Below are 19,523 nucleotides of genomic sequence, written 5' to 3'. Positions count from 1 at the left end.
TTGCGTAAATATTCTATCATGAAATCCGTTACATTGGAAGAAAACTTGATCAAACAAATATATTGCTGTAAATGGAAAAATCCCAAGCCTTCAAATTGATACTCAGAGTGGAATAAAATTGCCATAAAAATATCGTGATAGGAGTGACCTATTATGAATATAGAAAAAATACAACACGTCAAAATAATTACGAGATGCATAACTTTCTGAAAACGTTTGGCGATGAGCCTGTTTGCAGATAGTTATACAATCTGTAATGACTGGACGTGTTGTATTTTATCTTTTATGCGTCAAGTTTCTTATGTAAGTTTTTGTTGGCTGTTGCCAGCATCAGTTTGATTCGGTTGACCTGGTTGACTTCACTGGCACCCGGGTCATAATCAATGGCTACGATATTGGCTTCAGGATGCTGATGGCGCAGTTCCTTGATAACACCTTTGCCAACGATATGGTTTGGCAGGCAGCCGAATGGCTGTGTACAAACGATGTTCGGTGCACCGTTGTGGATCAGTTCCATCATTTCACCTGTCAGGAACCATCCTTCACCGGTCTGATTGCCGATGGAAACAATTGGTTCTGCGTATTTCGCCAGATCACGAATGTTGGCAGGCGGGTCAAAGCGTTTGCTGGCTTTTAATTCATCGCTGGCGGTCTTGCGGATGGCTTCAAGGAAAGCGATACCGGCATTGCCGAGAATCTGTCCCTTCTTGGATTTGCCAAGCTTCTCATACTTAAAATTCGAGTTGTAGAATGAGTAGAGAAGGAAGTCCAGAAGATCAGGCATGACAGCTTCAGCACCCTCGGATTCGAGAAGATCCACAAGATAGTTGTTGGCAGACGGTGAGAACTTAACAAGGATCTCACCTACAATACCGACTCTTGGCTTCTTGATGGTTTCATCCAGCGGAAGATTATCAAAGTCATGGATAATACCTTTGACGTTCTGTTTGAAACTGTTTTTGCCTTTGCCGATCATGGAATCCAGACAGATATTCTTCCATTTCTCATGGAGCGCATTGGCAGAACCTGGAACCTTTTCATAAGGACGTGTCGCATAAAGTATGCGCATGAAAAGATCACCGTAGACAATCGCCTGGAGGGCATTCTTTAACATTGGCAGTGTGTATTTGAATCCAGGATTCTTCTCGATACCCTGCGCACTGATGGAGACAACCGGAATCTGTGACATACCGGCATTGCCAAGGGCACGGCGGATAAACCCAACATAGTTGGTTGCACGGCAGCCGCCACCGGTCTGGGTCATGGCGATAGCTACATGATTTAAGTCATATTTGCCGGAGAGCAGTGCCTTCATAATCTGGCCGACAACGCAGATGGATGGGTAGCAGGCATCATTGTTGACGTATTTCAAACCGGTATTGATGGCTTCTTTATCGCAGTCAGGCAGCAGTTCGCAGTTCAGACCTTCATGGCGAAGAGCCGGGATCAGCAGATCGAAATGAATCGGTGACATATTCGGAACAAGAATGGTGTAGTTGTCTGCACGCATTTCTTTTGTGAACAGCTGACGATGATGGGCACTGCTTTCAATATGACCGTGGATACCATGCTGCTCACGCAGACGGATAGCTGCAATCAGAGAACGGATACGGATACGGGCAGCACCGAGGTTGCTGACTTCATCAATCTTCAGACATGTATACAGGCGTCCGGAACCGTTTAAGATATCCTTCACCTGATCTGTTGTAACTGCATCCAGACCGCAGCCGAAGGAGTTCAGCTGAATCAGTTCCAGATCTTCGTGTTCTTTGACATATTCAGCGGCACAATAGAGTCTGGAATGATACATCCACTGATCGGAAACGATGAGCGGACGGTCCGGTTTGGCCAGATGGGAGATGGAATCCTCTGTCAGCACTGCAAAGCCATAAGAAGTGATCAGCTCAGGAATACCATGGTTGATCTCTTTATCAATATGGTAAGGACGTCCGGCAAGGACAATACCTTTCATATGGTGCTGCTTCATGTAAGCCAGGGTCATCTCACCATGGCGCTGAACAGAAGTGTGGACAAGTTCAAGCTCTTTCCAGGACTTCTGGACGGCTTCTTTGATCTCACGAGGGTCAATACTGAAGCGTGCAGCAAACTCTTCAACAAGACGTTCTTCCAGATGACGTTCACTTTCAAAAGTCATGAAAGGATTCATAAACAGAATGGAAGGATCAGCCAGTTCTTCAACGTTATTCTTGATATTCTCAGCATAAGAAGTAACAATCGGGCAGTTGTAGTTGTTGGTGGCACCTTCTGTTTCCTTGCGCTCATAAGGAATACATGGATAGAAGATGAATTTCACATCATGCTGCAGCAGCCACATAATATGACCATGAACAAGCTTGGCCGGATAGCAGGCGGATTCACTCGGAATGGATTCAATACCAAGATTGTAAATTTCATGGGTAGATTCCGGTGAAAGCACAACAGAAAATCCGAGCTCAGTAAAGAAAGTATGCCAGAACGGATAGTTCTCATACATATTCAGAACTCTCGGAATACCGACGATGCCTCGTGGGGCAGTGGCCTTGTCTAATGGTTTGTAGTTAAAAATACGATTGTATTTGTATTCAAAAAGGTTCGGCACGTCGCTGTTTGTCTTAGCACGACCGAGGCCGACTTCACATCTGTTGCCGGAGATATAGCGTCTGTTGCCGGTGAATTTGTTCACTGTCAGACGGCAATGATTGGTGCATCCGCCGCAGCGAGTCATACTCGTTGTGTATTTCAGGTTGATGATGTCATCAAGAGAGAGCATTGTTGTTGCTTCGCCTGTATAACGGTCACGGGCAATCAGGGCAGCACCAAAAGCACCCATGATGCCGGCGATGTTCGGACGAACAGCCTTGCAGCCGGAAATCAGTTCAAAGCTTCTCAGTACGGCATCATTGTAGAAGGTACCGCCCTGTACAACGACTTTTTTACCCAGATCCTTCGGGTCTGTCAGTTTGATAACCTTCAGCAGCGCATTCTTGATAACGGAATAAGCCAGTCCGGCGGAGATATCGCCGACTTCGGCCCCTTCCTTCTGAGCCTGTTTGACATTGGAATTCATGAAAACAGTACATCTGGAACCAAGGTCAATCGGATGTTTGGCAAAAATGGCAATCTTTGCAAAGTCTTCCACAGAATAATTCAGAGAATGGGCGAATGTTTCGATGAAAGAGCCGCATCCTGAGGAACATGCTTCGTTCAGAAGCACATTATCAACGGTTTTATTGCGAATCTTGATACACTTCATATCCTGTCCGCCGATGTCGAGGATACAATCCACGTCCGGTTCAAAGAAAGCGGCAGCATAGTAATGAGCCACTGTCTCAACTTCGCCTTCATCCAGCATAAATGCAGACTTCATCAGTGCTTCGCCGTAACCTGTTGAGCATGAACGAACGATTTCGACATCTGCAGGGAGAATATTCTTAATCTCCTGGATGGAACGGATTGCTGTCTTTAATGGGCTGCCATTGTTGTTGCTGTAGAAGGAATAGAGCAGGGTGCCGTCTTCGCCGACAACAGCAACCTTTGTTGTTGTGGAACCGGCATCGATGCCAAGGAAACATTTGCCGTGGTAATCAGCAAGATTGCCTTCTGTTACAGTATGTACGGAATGCCATTTCTTAAAGGCATCGTATTCTTCCTGATTCTTAAAGAGCGGATCCATACGGGCGGTCTCTGCCTGAATCTTGATATCGGAAGAGAGCAGACGAATCAGCTCGTCAATGGAAGTGGTCACATCAGCCTTGTAGTTCATAGCGGCACCCATAGCTGCAAACAAATGGGAATTGGCTGGTGCAATGACTTCTTCGTCTGTCAGGTGAAGCGTGCGGATAAAAGCTGCCTTCAGCTCTGAAAGGAAGTGGAGCGGACCGCCAAGAAATGCCACATGACCGCGGATCGGTTTACCGCAGGCCAGACCGCTGATGGTCTGATTGACAACGGCCTGGAAAATGGAAGCAGATAAGTCTTCCTTGGAAGCACCGTCATTGATCAGAGGCTGGATATCTGTCTTGGCAAAAACGCCGCACCTGGCGGCAATCTGATAAATTGCTTTGTAATTCTTCGCATATTCATTTAATCCAGGGGCATCTGTCTCAAGAAGACTGGCCATCTGGTCGATAAAAGAACCTGTACCGCCGGCACAGATACCGTTCATACGCTGTTCCACATTGCCGTTTTCAAAATAAATGATCTTTGCATCTTCACCGCCAAGCTCAATGGCAACATCTGTCTTCGGCGCAAAATAGCCAAGGGCACTGGAAACGGAGATAACTTCCTGAACAAAAGGAACATGAATATATTTGGAGATGGACATACCGCCGGAACCGGTGATCATCGGATGAAGATCGCGGTCTCCAAGTTCCGCACGGGCTTTTGTCATCAGATCGAGCAGTGTCTCTCTGATATTGGCAAAATGTCTTTCGTAATCGGAAAAAAGGACGTTGTTGTCTGAATCCAAAATGGCTACCTTGACGGTAGTGGAGCCGACATCAATACCTAAAAATAAAGTTGCATCCATAAATAAAAGCTGATTCCGAAAGGGGAATCACTACCCTCCTTATGTAAATATATGAATAGACAAAATAGTCTATATAAAATAGGAAACTATGAATTGCGTGATAGCAAGTCCATCTTATTATACGACATGATGTTGTAAAAAACAACCGTCAACTTTTTTGAAAACCATTAAAAAAAGGTAAACATTTCTATAAAAAAGAAGAAAATTCTCTTTGCACATTTTAAAAATGAGCCGCATAGATTATAATAAAAAGGCAGGAATGAATGACCATGAATTATTATGTCAGCGGTGAGAATGTTAATGGACGCCCCTGCAGAGGCGTTGTTCATGTGGTTAAAAAGGGAGATACCCTATACAAAATAAGTCGTGTTTATGATGTGAAAGTTGCGGATCTGATCTGGATGAATCCGGGGGTGCGTATCTATAATCTTCAGGTGGGTGACAAAATCTGTGTCCCGGTGAGCAGTTGGGAGATGCCGGATGCAGATCATGACAATGCTGAGACATTGCCGTATATTGTCCGGGCAGGAGAGACACTGGATGCAATCCTTCAGACCTTCAGATTGACTTATGAAGAACTTCAGAAGCTCAATGAGGACATTTCTCCGGCCTATGCCGAAGGAACAGTATTGAATATTCCTTCGAATCGGATTCTTCGTCGGAGACAGGAAGCACAGTAGTAGTGGCAGCAGCGGATGCATATTGTCCATCCGCTGCTGTGCAGTTGTATATTTTACACCGTATTGATTGACAAAAATTCATGGAAAATCTATAATTACAGCATAGCTTATAAGAATAAACGTAAAGGAGAGAATCTATTGGAGAAATTTTTAAATAAAATGGAGAGAAAATTCGGCCGCTATGCGATTCCCGGTCTGATGAAATACATCTGCGTTTTATACATTATCGGTTTATTTATCAACATTGCATCACCACAGGTTTACTATTATTATCTGAGCTTGAATCCCTATCGGATCCTGCACGGTGAAGTATGGCGACTTGTGACATTTCTGATCCAGTCACCGAATTCGAATGTGATCTTTTTTATTTTTACTTTGTATCTTTATTATATGCTTGGACAGACACTGGAGCGCGTTTGGGGGGCGTTTAGATTTAACCTGTATTATTTTGCAGGTGTTTTATTTACCATTATCGGTTCTTTTGCCGCCTATTTCATAACTGGACAGGTTTATCTCATGGATACCTATTATATTAATATGTCTCTGTTCCTGGCCTTTGCGTTTGTTTTTCCAGATATGGAGATGCTTTTGATGTTTTTGATCCCGATCAAGATCAAGTGGTTGGCTTATCTGGACATTGCATTGTTTGTGTATGAGATGGTCGTCGGCAACATCGGGACGAAGATTTCTATTGCCATGGCACTTCTCAATTTTGTAATCTTTTTCTTTGGCTTCATGAGAAAGAGAGTTTCACCGGCCCAGATGCATAGACGGGCGGCTTACAAGAAGGCGGTGAAGAAGATGCCGAGCAGACATCGCTGCGCGGTATGCGGAAGAACGGAGGAGACGAATCCGGAGCTGGAATTCCGCTTCTGTTCCAAGTGCAACGGCAACTATGAATATTGTCAGGACCACCTTTTTACCCATACCCATGTTCAGTAGAGGGGGATGCCCTTCAGCTATAAAAGATAAGCGGTTGTGTTTAATTATGATAAAAGTGGAAAGACTATCAATGATTAGCAGGAGTTAATGATGCGCTGGTATAACAAAATGTATTTGGGAAAATCCATTCAGGGAAAGAAAATGTATTATCAGTATGCGATTCAGCATACAAAACGGCTGACAGGCACCTATTGTCTGATGCCGGCTGCCTGTAAGGATGATCTGATAGATATATGTGGCAGCGACCTGCTTCGTGTATCGAAGCAGTATCCGAAGGATCAGCTGGTTATCGGACTTGCCGGCAGTTACAGGGAGGCCTGTCTGCTGGCGGGAGAGATTGTGCTTGATGTTCTGAAGAAGACAGGAAGCACAGATATCAGGGCATATTTAAGAGATTCCGGAGAGAATATCTGATCGAGTTCGACTGGAAGAAACAACTGAAGCGGTCGGTTGGATAATAAAGTAAATAAAGAATCTCAGTATGAAAAAGGGGTGTAGAAGTGCTGTTATTACATATACTGCTTTTCCTTCTGAAACTGATCGGCATTGTACTGCTTGTCATTCTTGGTCTGATTGTGCTGATATTGGCCATCATCCTTTTGACACCGATTCGATATCGAATCGGTGCTTCGAAGTATCAGACAATACAGGCGGAAGGAAAGGTTACGTGGCTCTTTCGTCTGATTGAGATGGTCTTTAAGCTGGATACAGGTGCTGAAGAAGGAAAGCGTCTTCATCTGAGTTTCAGGATTGCGTGGCTGAAGCTGTATGACAATCAGAAACCAAAGGAAAAACGTATAAAACAGAAAAAAACAAGAAAAACTAAATCAAAGCCGGAATCTAAGCAGTCGGAAAAGGTAATTCAGGCAAAGCCTGAACAGCCGGAGGCAAAGGTACAGCCAATAAAAACTGAACAGGCGGCTGAAATGAAGAATGAAATGCCGAAAGCGGTGCATCCGGAGAGGATATCTTCGGAGAACCCGGGAAATGAATCAGCAGCGAAGCATGAAGAGAAGCTGATTGAAGGACCGAAGGAATCTGCGGTGGAGAAAATCCTTCGTCTGGCTAAGAACGCAGCCAATAAGATCCTGTCGTTGATCCGGGGCGTTTTCTCTCTGATCTGCAGCATTTTGGGCATTCCGTCAAAAATCATGGATGGACTTGAAAAGCTTGAGAATTTCTTTACAAAACTCCGTGAGAAGAAAGAAGCGTTTCTTGCATTTTATAATGAGACACATAACCATCAATGGTTTACTGCTTTCTGGCGTCGGCTGAAGAAACTACTACTTAGAATATTACCGAGGGCAGACAGATTGTATCTGCATTTTGGCTTTGAAGATCCGGCGACAACCGGTCAGGTTCTTGGCGGTTTAAGTATTCTTTATCCGATCTGCGGCGAGAAGATGGAGTTGTGCCCGGAGTTTAATGAAGAAATACTGGAAGGTGAAGTAAAATGTCATGGTCGGATCCGGCCGGTCAGTTTAGTTATATTTGCGGTTAAAAGCTTTTTAAACAAACAATTTTTTTCAATGGTGAAGCAATTTAAAGTCCTGTTAAAGGGCGAATAAGAGGATGGAGGAATTGGATATGTCAGATCACACATTTAATGAAACAGTTGAATCTCTCTTTAAAGGAATGGACAATTTTTTGACAACAAAAACTGTTGTTGGTGAGGCCATTCATGTCAACGATACATTGATTCTGCCTCTGGTGGATGTTTCATTTGGCGTCGGTGCAGGTGCATGGAGCCAGGAACATAAAAACAGTGCAGGCGGCGGTATGGGCGGCAAGATGACGCCAAGTGCGGTGCTTGTCATCAAAGACGGTTCTGTTCGCATGGTACCGGTCAACAACAATGATCCTGTCAGCAAGATTATTGATATGGCACCGGATGTGATTCATCGTTTTATGAACAAGTCAGAAGATGATGCAGCTGTGGAATCAGCGGTTGAACACATTTCAGAAGAAGAGTAACGAGTAAGGCCGACAGAGCGTGCTTTATCTTGTTTGACAGAAGAACAGAATCGGTTAAAAAGCATAGAATAAAACAGGAGTATTCTGTAATGGGGAGTGCCATGAAAAAGATGTGTGGTTTTGTCCTGTTCTGGATAGCTGCAGGCATGACCATTATGATGTTTGTCAATTCCTGTGTATTAGGCATCTGCCTGATTATATTTTGTCTTATTTTGGCTTATAATCTGTTCTGTTCAAAATAAAAACGGAAGGCGACAAGAAAAATGAGTCAGTTAATGCAATTACAGATTGAAAATGAAAGGACTTTTTTAACATATAAATATAAAAAAGTGCAGGATATTGATGATGTGATCCTGCAGCTGCTGAATGAGGCTGATATTGAGGGCTTTGCGGAAAGCCATATGAATAAAGCAAAATCTACCGTGAATTATGATGTGACCGGATACAGGAAATGGTCAGAATTCTCATCGGACGAATTGACGCCGGAGGTGATGGCCTCTGCAATGGAGAATCTTTATCATCTTCTTGCTTATCTGGAGGATTCGTTTATTGATATTGAATATGTACTGCTGGATAAGGAATACATTTATGTCAATCCGGGCAATGGCAAATTAGTGATTCTGGTTGTGCCGTGTCAGGCAGTTGTAGATGAAGAATATACATTGACGGATTGCGTCAGACAGATGTTTGAACAGTTTACATATGGTGAAGGAGCGTGTGCAAAGCAGCTGAAATCCTGTCTTCAGCAGGAAATACATGCATTGGAAACACTGAAAGAGCTGGCTGATCTTCTGCGTGCATATGATGCTGAACCGGAAGAACCTGGAGAAACTGTTTCTGATGAACCGGCAGTGCCGGAGGAGACTGTCATTCTGGAGACAATTGAGGAGGAAGCGGATCAGATTAAAACAGAAAGTGCCAATATTGCGGCAGATGCAGAGTACATGCGCAACCAGCTTCGGGAAGATATGCGCCGTGAACTGGAGAAAGAACTGCGGGAGCAGATCCGTGAAGAAACACGCAGGGAGTTGGAAACAGAATTAAGAGAAAGTATCCGGGCAGAACTTGAAGAAGAACAGGCACAGGCAGAAACATCGGATGAGAAGATGCCGTATCTGATTAGAAAGAAGACAGGCGAGATCATCAGTCTGAATAAACAGACATTTATTATCGGCAAGCTGGATACCTGCTGTGATTACGTGATCAGGGGCAATCGGGCCATCAGCCGTCTGCATGCAGTGATCAAGTACAAAGAGGATACAGATGTTTATTTTATCGTGGACTGCAATTCGACGAATCATATTTATCTGAATGGACGACAGATTGAGGCGGAGCAGCCGGAAACACTTGAAGATGGCATGCATATTCATCTGGCGCTGGAAGAGTTTGTTTTTCAACTGAAATAGTGAATCGGAGCTGCGAAACGTCATGTTTGCTGCAGAATCTAAAAATGACCATTTCAAACGGACGCGTGTTTGTATTGGTCATTTTTAGATTATCTGACTATAAAGATGAAAAAAAGCCCTGTTTCGTAAGAAACAGGGCTTTAAGTTTGCATATTAAGCTCTTTCAACTAATCCTGAACGTAAGCAGGAAGTACAAACGTACATCTTAGATGGTGTACCGTTCACGTTCACTTTCACTTTCTTAATGTTGGATTTCCACATTTTATTTGATCTTCTATGTGAATGAGACACCTGAATACCAAAGTGAGCTCCTTTTTCACAGATTGCACATTTTGCCATTGTAAAACACCTCCTCGTGCCAAATTAAACCTTAAATGAGACGCACAAAAACGCCTTACAGGCTTACAACAAATCAATAATAACAGATTCGACCGATAATTGCAAGTACAGATTTTATAAAATATAAAAAAATTATTTTCTTTTCGGGAAAAAGCGGTTATAATAGGTGAGTAGAACATAGAAATAATATTGGAGGTACCATATGAAGGGACGTATTATTACAGATATAGGTCAGGTTTCCGTTGATACAGATGTTATTGCAAAGTATGCAGGTATGGCAGCTGTTGAGTGCTTTGGTGTTGTCGGTATGGCAATGATCAGTGTGAAGGACGGACTGGTTAAGCTTCTCAAACGTGAGAGCATGACAAAGGGTGTCGGTGTTACGGTCAATGAAGATAATCAGATTACAATCGATTTCCATATTATTACAGTATACGGCATAAATATCGCAACGATTGCAGATAATTTAATGAATAATGTAAAATATAAAGTGGAAGCGTTTACAGGCATGAAGGTTGAGAAGATCAACATTTATGTTGAAGGCGTACGAGTGATTGACTAGTATAACAATTAAGGAGGACCCTGTTGTGGGAGTAAAGACGATTGACGCGAATATGTTGAAGAACATGTTCCTTGCAGGTGCGAAACGCATAGAATCAAAGAAAGAATGGATTAATGAACTGAATGTTTTCCCTGTTCCCGATGGAGATACAGGTACGAATATGACGATGACGATCATGTCAGCTGCCCGTGAAGTAAGTGCGCTGACAGATCCTGATATGGAGAGCCTGTCCAAGGCAATTTCCCAGGGAGCGTTAAGAGGCGCCAGAGGCAATTCCGGTGTTATTCTGTCCCAGTTATTCCGTGGTTTTACACGCCCGATCAAAGACGAGAAAGTTATCGATAGTGTGATCGCAGCAGAAGCATTTAAGAAGGCAAGCGAGACTGCTTATAAGGCTGTTATGAAGCCGAAGGAAGGTACAATTCTTACAGTTGCAAGAGGCATGGCAGAGAAAGCAGCGGATATTTTTTATGCAACAGATGATTTGGAAGAAGGTTTTCGTCAGATCATAGAGTATGGTGATTACATGCTGAGTCTGACACCGGAGATGCTGCCGGTATTGAAGCAGGCAGGTGTTGTGGATTCCGGTGGTCAGGGTCTGATGACTGTACTGAAGGGTGCATATGACTGCCTGACAGGTGCTGAGACAGCGGATGATTTTGCAGCAGAGGTAAAACCTTCTGCACCAGCAGGCAATGCGGGCAAGATGGGACTGGATGAGATTGAAACAGCCAATATCCGTTTTGGTTATTGCACGGAATTTATCGTGATGCTTGAGAAGCCTTTCGATGAGAAGGACGAAGACGAATTTAAGGCATTTTTGGCATCCATTGGTGACTCCATTGTATGTGTAGCGGACAGTGATATTGTGAAGGTACACGTACATACCAATGACCCGGGACTTGCCATTCAGAAGGGCTTAAGCTATGGTTCCCTGACAAGCATGAAGATTGATAACATGCGTGAAGAACATCATGAACGCCTGTTCAAGGATGCACAGAAGCTGGCATCTGCCCAAGCTCAGGCGGATATGCAGGTGAAGGCAGAGAAGAAGGAAGAACCGGCCAAGGAGGCGGGGTTTGTAGCCGTTTCCATGGGTGATGGTATGAAGAAAATTTTCCAGGAGCTTGGTGTGGATGAGATTATCGAAGGCGGACAGACCATGAATCCGAGTACAGCGGATATTCTGGATGCTGTTGAGCGTGTGAATGCGAAGACTGTTTTTGTGTTCCCTAATAATAAAAACATTATTCTTGCAGCACAGCAGGCAAAAGAGCTGGTTGAAGGCAAGACAGTCATTGTGATCCCTTCAAAAACAGTTCCTCAGGGTATTACAGCTGTGATTAATTACATCAACGGCAGTTCAGCAGAAGAAAATGAAGCAGCAATGAATGAAGAGATGCAGCGTGTCAAGAGTGGTCAGATTACTTATGCAGTCAGAGATACGGTTATTGATGACAAGACTATCAAAGAAGGCAACATTATGGGCCTTGGTGATGATGGCCTTCTGGCAGTAGGTGAAGATATTGCAGAGACAACGATGGCAACAATTGCAGCGCTGGTCGATGAAGACAGTGAGATTATCAGTATTTATTATGGTGAAGATGTGTCTGAGGAAGAGGCAGAAGAACTGACAGAGAAGCTTGAAGAGGCTTATCCGGATTGCGAAGTCGAACTGAATCAGGGTGGACAGCCAATTTATTATTACGTTGTTTCTGTTGAATAAAATCGATGTTTCATTTGAATAAAAGCGATGCTTCATTAGATTATAATTCACGATGAAACAGCCTGAGTGACTGCTGCAGCGAGAACTGCAGCAGTCATTTGTGCTATATGGATATGAAGGATTGCAAGAGTGCAAGGTATGTGGCAATCTGGTATCAAAGGGGTTAAAATACCTTTTGACGCCAACATCATATGAATGAGAACGGAGAGGATGAGAACAGATGAATCCCGGGGACAGAATTTCAACAATCAAAGGGATCGGTGCAAAAACAGAAAGTCATCTGGCGCGCATCGGCATTTATACAGTGGGGGATATGGCAGAGCATTACCCAAGAGAATATCATGCCTATGACACACCGGTTTCTATAGAGAATACAGAATATGACAATCGCAGACAGAGCGGGTACCGGGTGATTTTTTCTGAAACTCCGAAATTGCTGAAACGCGGCAGAACACCTATTGTATCGGTGATGCTGCATGCAGGCAATGCTTCTGTGCAGGTGGTCTGGTATCACAGCCCTTATGTACGGCAGCAGCTGAAACCGGGATGTACAGTTATTCTCTATGGAAAGATTACAAGTAAAGGAAGCCGCAGAATGCTGGATCATCCGGATATTTATACAGAAGATCAGTATGCGCTGCTGCAAAAAAGTCTTCAACCGGTGTATGGCCTGACGGAAGGACTGACCCAGAATTTCTTTATGAAGACAATGCATAGTATTCTGGACAGCGGTCTGCTGCTGCCGGATCCTCTGCCAGCGGATATTCGCAGACAATATCAGCTTTCAGAATACAATTATGCCTTGAGACAGATTCATTTTCCAGAAAATGAAGAGGCATGTCGGATGGCGAGAAAAAGACTGGTTTTTGATGAATTTCTTGTTTTTGCATTGTCGGTGAAGCAGTTGAAAAAAGAAAATCATCAGATAGAGAATCATTATCAGATTCAGGAATCGGCGGCAGTTTCTCAGCTGATCGCATCATTGCCGTATCATCTGACAAAGGCGCAGCTGAGGGTCTGGCATGAAATCGAAGAAGATATGAAGAGCCCGGTCGTTATGAACCGGCTTGTTCAGGGAGATGTGGGCTCAGGGAAGACGATGATCGCAGCATTGGCGATGTTTGCGGCAGCGAAGGCAGGATTTCAGAGCTGTATGATGGCACCCACGGAAGTGCTTGCCAGACAGCACTATGAGAACCTGCAGGCACTGTATGCACCATTTGGTATAGAAACGGTTCTGCTGACCGGATCTATGACGGCGGCTGCCAAAAGGAAGACGTACAGCCGGATTGAAAATCATGAAGCAGATGTCATCATCGGTACTCAGGCACTCTTTCAGGAAAAGGCTGTATATGATAAGCTGGCATTGATCGTGACAGATGAACAGCACCGCTTTGGTGTCAGACAGCGGGAACAGCTGGCGATGAAGAGCAATGGTGGGGAACCGCATGTGTTGGTTATGAGCGCAACGCCGATCCCGAGAACATTGGCGATCATTCTTTACAGCGATTTGGATATTTCAGTGGTGGATGAGAAGCCGGCGAACAGACTGCCAATCAAAAACTGTGTGGTAGGCACTTCCTACCGGCCGACAGCCTATCGATTTCTTGAGCAGCAGATCAGACAGGGACATCAGGTTTACGTGGTCTGTCCGATGGTTGAAGAGAGCGAGAATATTGAGGCGGAAAATGTCCAGGAATATACTGAAAAATTGAAAAAAGTTTTGCCGGCAGATATAAAAGTGGAATATCTTCACGGTCAGATGAAACCGGAGCAGAAGAATGGTATTATGGAACGTTTTTCCGAAGGTGAGATACAGGTTCTTGTATCCACAACGGTCATTGAAGTAGGGGTGGATGTGCCGAATGCCACGGTGATGATGATCGAGAATGCCGAGCGGTTTGGATTGGCGCAGCTGCATCAGCTGCGTGGGCGTGTCGGAAGAGGGGATGCACAGTCATACTGTATTTTTATTTATGGCCAGGAGAACAAAAAAGTCAAAGACCGGCTGAATATTATGCTTGGTACTAATGATGGTTTTAAGATCGCCTCAGAGGATCTGAAGCTGCGCGGACCCGGAGATATGTTCGGTATCCGGCAGAGCGGCAGTATGATTTTTAAGATCGGTGATGTATTTGCAGATTCAGCCTGCCTGGTGGAGGCTGGTAAAGCAGCGGATCACATCTTATCAGAAGATCCGGAATTGAAAAGCGAAAAGTATGCGTTTCTGGGAAACAGGATCACAGCAAAGTTATCAGAAAACAGAGAGCAGGTTATCTTATAAATAAAGAGTTGCAATGCTAAAAAAAACATGAAATATTTGATAACCGGTTGACAAATGAGTCAAAAAATATACAATATAACTAGCGCAATATTTTCATCAATAAGGGTGCTGGGCTTAATGGACAGCATTCAGGATGAAGGCGTAATGAAAGAACAGGATGTGATGACATGCGAGTGATTGCAGGTAAGGCAAGGCGTATACAATTGAAGAGTATGGAAGGAATGAATACTCGTCCGACAACCGACAGAATCAAAGAGACCTTGTTTAATATGCTGTCGCAGGATATTTACGGATGTCATTTCCTTGATCTGTTCAGCGGAAGCGGAGCCATCGGTATTGAAGCGTTGAGCCGGGGGGCGGCATCTGCGGTTTTTGTGGAACATAACCGGCAGGCTGTGGCATGTATTAAGGAGAATCTGACGAAGACGAAACTGATGTCTCAGGCGGAGATTATGCCTGTTGAATGTCAGACAGCTATTCGACAGCTGGATGATGGGAAGCGACATTTTGACATCGTTTTTATGGATCCGCCTTACAATAAACAGCTTGAGAAAGAGATGTTGATACAGATGCAGCATGCGTCTTTTATCAATGAAGAGACGATGATCATTATAGAAGCATCTCTTGAGACTGAATTTGATTGGCTGGAAACATATGGTTATATCGCTGCAAAAGTAAAAAAATATAAGACGAACCAGCATGTGTTCGTACAGAGGGTATTGGAGAAATAAAATGAGAACAGCAATTTATCCGGGCAGTTTTGATCCGGTCACATATGGACATATTGATATTATTAAGAGATCTGCAAAGATGGTCGATAAACTTATTATCGGCGTTTTAAGCAACAGCTCAAAAACACCGTTGTTTTCTGTTGAAGAACGTGTTAATATGTTAAAGGAAGTGACGAAAGATATACCGAATGTCGAAGTAACATCCTTTGCAGGGCTGCTGATCGATTTTGCGGATGCCTGTAATGCGAAGATTATTGTCAGAGGGCTGAGAGCAGTAACTGATTTTGAATATGAATTGCAGTGGGCACAGGCCAACAGAGCCGTTCGCCCACATCTGGATACTTTGTTTTTGGTAACTAATGTTGAATATTCCTATCTGAGCTCCAGCGCAGTGCGTGAACTGGCGAGATATCATGGTGATGTCAGCCTTTTTGTTCCGCCGTACGTTGAGCAGAAGTTAGATGAAAAGTTAGATTCGAAGGAGAATGAACATGAGCAGAATTGAGCAATTGATTGATGAAATAGAAGAATATGTAGAAGGATGTAAGCCGGCACCTTTTTCACAATCAAAGATTATTGTACAGAAAGAGCAGCTGTATGAATTACTCACAGAACTGCGCCTGAAGACACCGGATGAGATTAAACGTTATCAGAAGATTATTGCACAGAAGGATAAGATTATCAGCGATGCTCAGGCTCAGGCAGAACAGATGATTGAAGAGACAACCAATTATGCCAATGCACTTGTAGAAGAGCATGAGATTATGCTGAAGGCCTATGAGAAGGCTGAACAGACCATCAATGCGGCAAATGCACAGGCAGAAGAGATTGTTGCTGCTGCGAACCAGAATGCAGAAGAAATGCGTATGAGTGCGCTGTCTTATACACAGAGCCTGATCGTCAATATCCAGGATGTTGTACAGCGTTCACTGGATATTGCGAAGACGAATTCAGAGGGACTGATCAACGGACTTTCAGAGAACCTGAATATTCTTGTCAGCAATAATGAAGCGCTTGTTTCACAGCTGAACGATAAACAGCCTGCAGCTGCTGAAGAACTTCCTGCAATTGATGATGAGGAAGATACAGTCGCTGATATGACAGGTCATGATGAGGCTGCTGAGGAAGAGGATGACAAGACTGAGGACCAGAAACAGCCTGTGCCTGAAGAAACGAAGGAAGAAGTCATCGAAGAAGAGGATGAAGAAGAAATCGACGATGATGAATATGATGATGACGATTACGATGACATCGACTAATCCGTATCATCAGACAATCTGATACAGAATCCATACAAGCGCTGCGGTGATCATGCCGACAGCGCTTTTGTCTGCCAGATATTGAACGCAGGACAGCTTTTGTGTGCGAAGAAGTGCAAAAGACTGGAAAGCGATGCATAATCCGCCGAAGGCTGTGCCACCCATGATCAGGCTCGTTTTCAGGCAAAGCTGAAGCGGAAGAAGACGGACAGCGGCAGAACCACTGGTGATCTCAAGAAAAAGAGCGAGAACAGCGCTGAGGGATGCAGGAACAAAAGGAAGACTTCCGATGATTGCCTGCAAAATAGAGAATATCATCATGCAGACGCCGATTTTCAGCATCAGTTCAGAAGCATTCAAAAGAATGGTTCTGAAGGGCAAAGGCGCAGAAGGACGAGTGTTTTTTGCAACGGCCCGGTCCGGTACTGAGGCAGGAGGGTGATGCAGAAAAAAGCAGCGCAGCAGAAACCAGAGAAACGGGCTCGCATAAAAGATCAGGATCAGACAGGAATGCAGCGGATGATCCGTCAATATCTGATCAAGAATATAGCCGCCAAAAAACATGGGGCTGGCATGATTGCAGACCCCGGACAGCAGCTGCGCTTCCTTGCGGGAGATCAGCCCGTTTTCAAGTGCCTGGACAGATACGGCTGTTCCCATTGGAAAACCGCATAAAAATCCTGCAAGGAGGCAGAAACTGCATGCCGGTGATAAGTGCAGGCATTTTTGCATAATGGGCCCTGTCAGACAGCTGATGCCGGACAGTGCATTGACAGACATGATCAGCTGCAGAATCAGTGCAAAGGGAAAAAGAACGGGCAATACCTGATTAAACCACAGTACAAGACCTGCTGAGGCACCGCGGACAGCCTGCGGTGCGTATATGATCAGAACGGCAGGAAGAAGTAATAGCAGAATAGATGTCAGATGTTTTTTCATAGAATCCCCTCCTGGCTATATATATGCAGGAGGGAATAAGGTTATGGCAGGATGATGACAGGTTCTGAGGTGATATCAGGAAGAAATGACTGTGAGCGGCATTTCAGAATCTGGCGATAGAGTCGTGATGCGTGAAGGTCCGCGTTGTAGATGTCCAAACCGATCCCTGTCAGATGGTCATAGGCCTGGGATGTCTGAGTGATCAGCTGCGCTCTGACCGATGGCTGAAAGAATTTCCAGATCGCTCCGGACTGTTTTCTGAAGCCGAGAATACGCAGAAAACCGGCATATTGATGATTTCTCCATGTATCCAGATAATTGCGCCTGTGGTCCAGAATGATATGGAAGAGACACCGGGCAATCCGGGTAGAAGTCAGATTCCTGGCAGAAAGAAGTGTTATAAACTGTTCTGTTGATAAAAACTGATATCTGAAACTGTCAATCCGGTTGGCCAGATCACTGCTGATATCGACGTATTCTGTCAAGTCGGTATGGACGTCAAGGAGTTGTGCGGCCAGAACGTCCGAAAAGTCGTTTGAAGTCAGAATCGGTCGGTGGGTAAGGTAAGACTGCAATAATACTTTGGATGTATCCGGAATGTCCAGTCCGGCAATGCATTCGGATGGGTTCAAAGTGCCATCAGACAGCTGATGTCTGATGGCAGTGGCGGATTGAAAGCCGGCAGTTGTCTCCATACTGTGGTAACCGGCACCGGTGCGCCTGATTGCAATCGGCTTGATCGGGCTGCCCGTTTTGCACAGAGCCTTCATATATTCAATGGCAAGAATATTGTTGGGCAGATTTAGAATATGGCTGCAATGCGTATTCTTCAGCAGGCGTCCAAGGGCGTAACTTCTGGCTGCAGGAAAATTCATGCCAGTCTTCAGTGCGTCCTGCAAAAGTGTCCGGTATTCCGGTGGTTCATCGGACAGCACAGAAACAATGGCATGAAACAGATGAGGGTCAATCGTTTCGGCACCAAAGCAGAGAAAATCAATGCAGCCCAGCTGATTCAGCAGAGAAACAGCGGATTCGGCAAAGATTTCCGCACTGCCCAGGGCACCGTAAACCGGGAGTTCACAGACCATATCTGCACCGGCGGCCAGGGCCATACGGCATCGGGTGTATTTGTCTGTACAGGCCGGGGCACCACGCTGAACAAAGTCACCACTCATCATGACAAGAATCAGATCGGCGCCGGTTTGCCTGCGGATTTCTCTGAGCTGATAGGCGTGCCCGTTATGAAAAGGATTATATTCGGCAATAACTGCTGCAATAGTCATAAAAATCTCCAGTCTTTCTTTTTTATAAATGTAACTGTTCAGAGCTAACCTCCAAAATGCTACGCATTTCGTCGGTGTGGCGTATCCGCCAAATAAAATTTCAAAAACAGTCTTAAAAATGCAAGCATTTTATACCTGTTTTTTGAAATTTTGCTTGGCTCTGAACAGGTACATATAAATATTATAAGGGCTTTGGTGGAAAAAACAAGCCAAAAAAGTATTTATGGCCGGAGTTATCCAAGCTGTCAAGTAATAATACTTGACAGAAATTCAAATTTACTGTTGACAAATAATGCATTCATATGTATAATTACAAAGGTATGAAACTTAGGAGATATCTATGCAAATCAATATATCTGAAATAATATCAACTGATTATAAGGTACAAACGTTTAATCCTGAGATTGAAATGGAAGCATTTTGTCTGGATGGTGAGCGTTATAATTTTATCCGGAAGAGTCCGGTGGAGCTGAAGGCTCAGAATGAGGGCCACAGTGTTGTGAATTTTTCCGGCCATGTGGATGTTACAATCGATATACCGTGCAGCAGATGTCTGACATCTGTTCCGACAAGACTGGCATTTGATTTCAGTCAGAAGGTGGACTTTGAGAAGCTGAAAGCGGAGCAGTTGGACGACCTGGATGAAACCAGTTTTATGGAAGAAAGCTCTCTGGATGTAGACAGATTCGTTTACAACGAGATTTTAATGCGTTTTCCGATGAAGACACTTTGCAGAGAAGACTGTAAGGGCTTATGTCTGAAATGCGGGAAGAACTTAAATGAGGGTGAGTGCGGCTGTGACCGTGCATCATTAGACCCAAGAATGTCAGCTATCCGGGATATTTTTAATAATTTTAAGGAGGTGTAAAC

At 44.3% G+C, this 19,523-nt stretch carries 17 protein-coding genes; 13 read left to right on the top strand and 4 right to left on the bottom strand.

Annotation, left to right across the window (positions count from 1 at the left end; translation table 11 throughout):
* Positions 1 to 283: 283 nt before the first annotated feature.
* The gene (locus NBH03_RS03675) at positions 284 to 4,528 is read right to left on the bottom strand and encodes a 2-hydroxyacyl-CoA dehydratase (RefSeq protein ID WP_250797222.1); all 4,245 of its coding nucleotides are present in this window, start codon (positions 4,526 to 4,528) and stop codon (positions 284 to 286) included.
* Between the two features lie 263 nt (positions 4,529 to 4,791).
* Here NBH03_RS03675 and NBH03_RS03670 point away from each other — a divergent pair, with 263 nt between their 5' ends.
* The 6 genes from NBH03_RS03670 (at position 4,792) to NBH03_RS03645 (ending at position 9,530) form a co-directional block, all read left to right on the top strand.
* Positions 4,792 to 5,208, top strand: a complete 417-nt coding sequence (locus NBH03_RS03670; RefSeq protein WP_117539460.1) for a LysM peptidoglycan-binding domain-containing protein — start codon at positions 4,792 to 4,794, stop codon at positions 5,206 to 5,208.
* A 15-nt stretch (positions 5,209 to 5,223) separates the two neighbouring features.
* Positions 5,224 to 6,150, top strand: a complete 927-nt coding sequence (locus NBH03_RS03665; protein ID WP_227081437.1) for a rhomboid family intramembrane serine protease — start codon at positions 5,224 to 5,226, stop codon at positions 6,148 to 6,150.
* A gap of 87 nt (positions 6,151 to 6,237) precedes the next feature.
* Entirely contained in the window at positions 6,238 to 6,564 is a 327-nt protein-coding gene (locus NBH03_RS03660; RefSeq protein ID WP_147322316.1) for a hypothetical protein, read from the top strand.
* 86 nt (positions 6,565 to 6,650) lie between these two features.
* Complete coding sequence (locus NBH03_RS03655; protein ID WP_250797215.1) at positions 6,651 to 7,718, top strand: DUF2953 domain-containing protein; 1,068 nt, start codon at positions 6,651 to 6,653, stop codon at positions 7,716 to 7,718.
* A 19-nt stretch (positions 7,719 to 7,737) separates the two neighbouring features.
* The gene (locus NBH03_RS03650; protein ID WP_117539463.1) at positions 7,738 to 8,124 is read left to right on the top strand and encodes a GerW family sporulation protein; all 387 of its coding nucleotides are present in this window, start codon (positions 7,738 to 7,740) and stop codon (positions 8,122 to 8,124) included.
* A 263-nt stretch (positions 8,125 to 8,387) separates the two neighbouring features.
* Positions 8,388 to 9,530, top strand: a complete 1,143-nt coding sequence (locus NBH03_RS03645) for a DUF6382 and FHA domain-containing protein (protein WP_250797212.1) — start codon at positions 8,388 to 8,390, stop codon at positions 9,528 to 9,530.
* A gap of 153 nt (positions 9,531 to 9,683) precedes the next feature.
* Here the strand turns inward: NBH03_RS03645 and rpmB are convergent, their stop codons facing one another.
* Positions 9,684 to 9,869, bottom strand: coding sequence for a 50S ribosomal protein L28 (rpmB, locus tag NBH03_RS03640; RefSeq protein ID WP_015514032.1), 186 nt, complete (start codon positions 9,867 to 9,869; stop codon positions 9,684 to 9,686).
* A gap of 202 nt (positions 9,870 to 10,071) precedes the next feature.
* On the opposite strand from rpmB, the gene NBH03_RS03635 reads away from it, so the two are divergent.
* From NBH03_RS03635 to NBH03_RS03610, 6 genes are all read left to right on the top strand, one after another.
* A complete protein-coding gene (locus NBH03_RS03635; protein WP_015514033.1) occupies positions 10,072 to 10,431 on the top strand; it encodes an Asp23/Gls24 family envelope stress response protein in 360 nt (119 codons plus the stop codon).
* A 25-nt stretch (positions 10,432 to 10,456) separates the two neighbouring features.
* Positions 10,457 to 12,157 (top strand): DAK2 domain-containing protein, encoded by a 1,701-nt coding sequence (locus tag NBH03_RS03630; RefSeq protein ID WP_250797209.1) that lies wholly within the window; start codon positions 10,457 to 10,459, stop codon positions 12,155 to 12,157.
* Between the two features lie 220 nt (positions 12,158 to 12,377).
* The gene (gene recG, locus NBH03_RS03625; RefSeq protein ID WP_250797202.1) at positions 12,378 to 14,441 is read left to right on the top strand and encodes an ATP-dependent DNA helicase RecG; all 2,064 of its coding nucleotides are present in this window, start codon (positions 12,378 to 12,380) and stop codon (positions 14,439 to 14,441) included.
* Between the two features lie 167 nt (positions 14,442 to 14,608).
* Positions 14,609 to 15,172: a 16S rRNA (guanine(966)-N(2))-methyltransferase RsmD gene (rsmD, locus tag NBH03_RS03620; protein ID WP_215689400.1), complete on the top strand. Its 564-nt coding sequence runs from the start codon at positions 14,609 to 14,611 to the stop codon at positions 15,170 to 15,172.
* 1 nt (position 15,173) lies between these two features.
* Positions 15,174 to 15,677, top strand: a complete 504-nt coding sequence (coaD, locus tag NBH03_RS03615; RefSeq protein WP_015514037.1) for a pantetheine-phosphate adenylyltransferase — start codon at positions 15,174 to 15,176, stop codon at positions 15,675 to 15,677.
* The gene (locus NBH03_RS03610; protein WP_015514038.1) at positions 15,664 to 16,431 is read left to right on the top strand and encodes a hypothetical protein; all 768 of its coding nucleotides are present in this window, start codon (positions 15,664 to 15,666) and stop codon (positions 16,429 to 16,431) included. Before coaD ends, NBH03_RS03610 begins: the two co-directional genes overlap by 14 nt.
* 9 nt (positions 16,432 to 16,440) lie before the next feature.
* Here NBH03_RS03610 and NBH03_RS03605 read toward each other — a convergent pair whose 3' ends face one another.
* Positions 16,441 to 17,370 carry a hypothetical protein gene (locus tag NBH03_RS03605; protein WP_250797200.1) on the bottom strand — a complete coding sequence of 310 codons (930 nt, stop codon included), beginning with the start codon at positions 17,368 to 17,370 and terminating at the stop codon, positions 16,441 to 16,443.
* Between the two features lie 41 nt (positions 17,371 to 17,411).
* Entirely contained in the window at positions 17,412 to 18,653 is a 1,242-nt protein-coding gene (locus NBH03_RS03600) for a tRNA(Met) cytidine acetate ligase (protein ID WP_227081443.1), read from the bottom strand.
* A gap of 340 nt (positions 18,654 to 18,993) precedes the next feature.
* Here NBH03_RS03600 and NBH03_RS03595 point away from each other — a divergent pair, with 340 nt between their 5' ends.
* Positions 18,994 to 19,521, top strand: a complete 528-nt coding sequence (locus tag NBH03_RS03595; protein ID WP_250797197.1) for a YceD family protein — start codon at positions 18,994 to 18,996, stop codon at positions 19,519 to 19,521.
* Positions 19,522 to 19,523: the final 2 nt, after the last annotated feature.

This window comes from Coprococcus intestinalis, from assembly GCF_023656595.1.
GTDB classification, from domain to species: Bacteria; Bacillota; Clostridia; order Lachnospirales; family Lachnospiraceae; genus Coprococcus_A; species Coprococcus_A intestinihominis.
The sequence above is the reverse complement of the archived record's forward strand: the minus strand, read 5'-3'. Positions and strand labels throughout refer to the sequence as shown.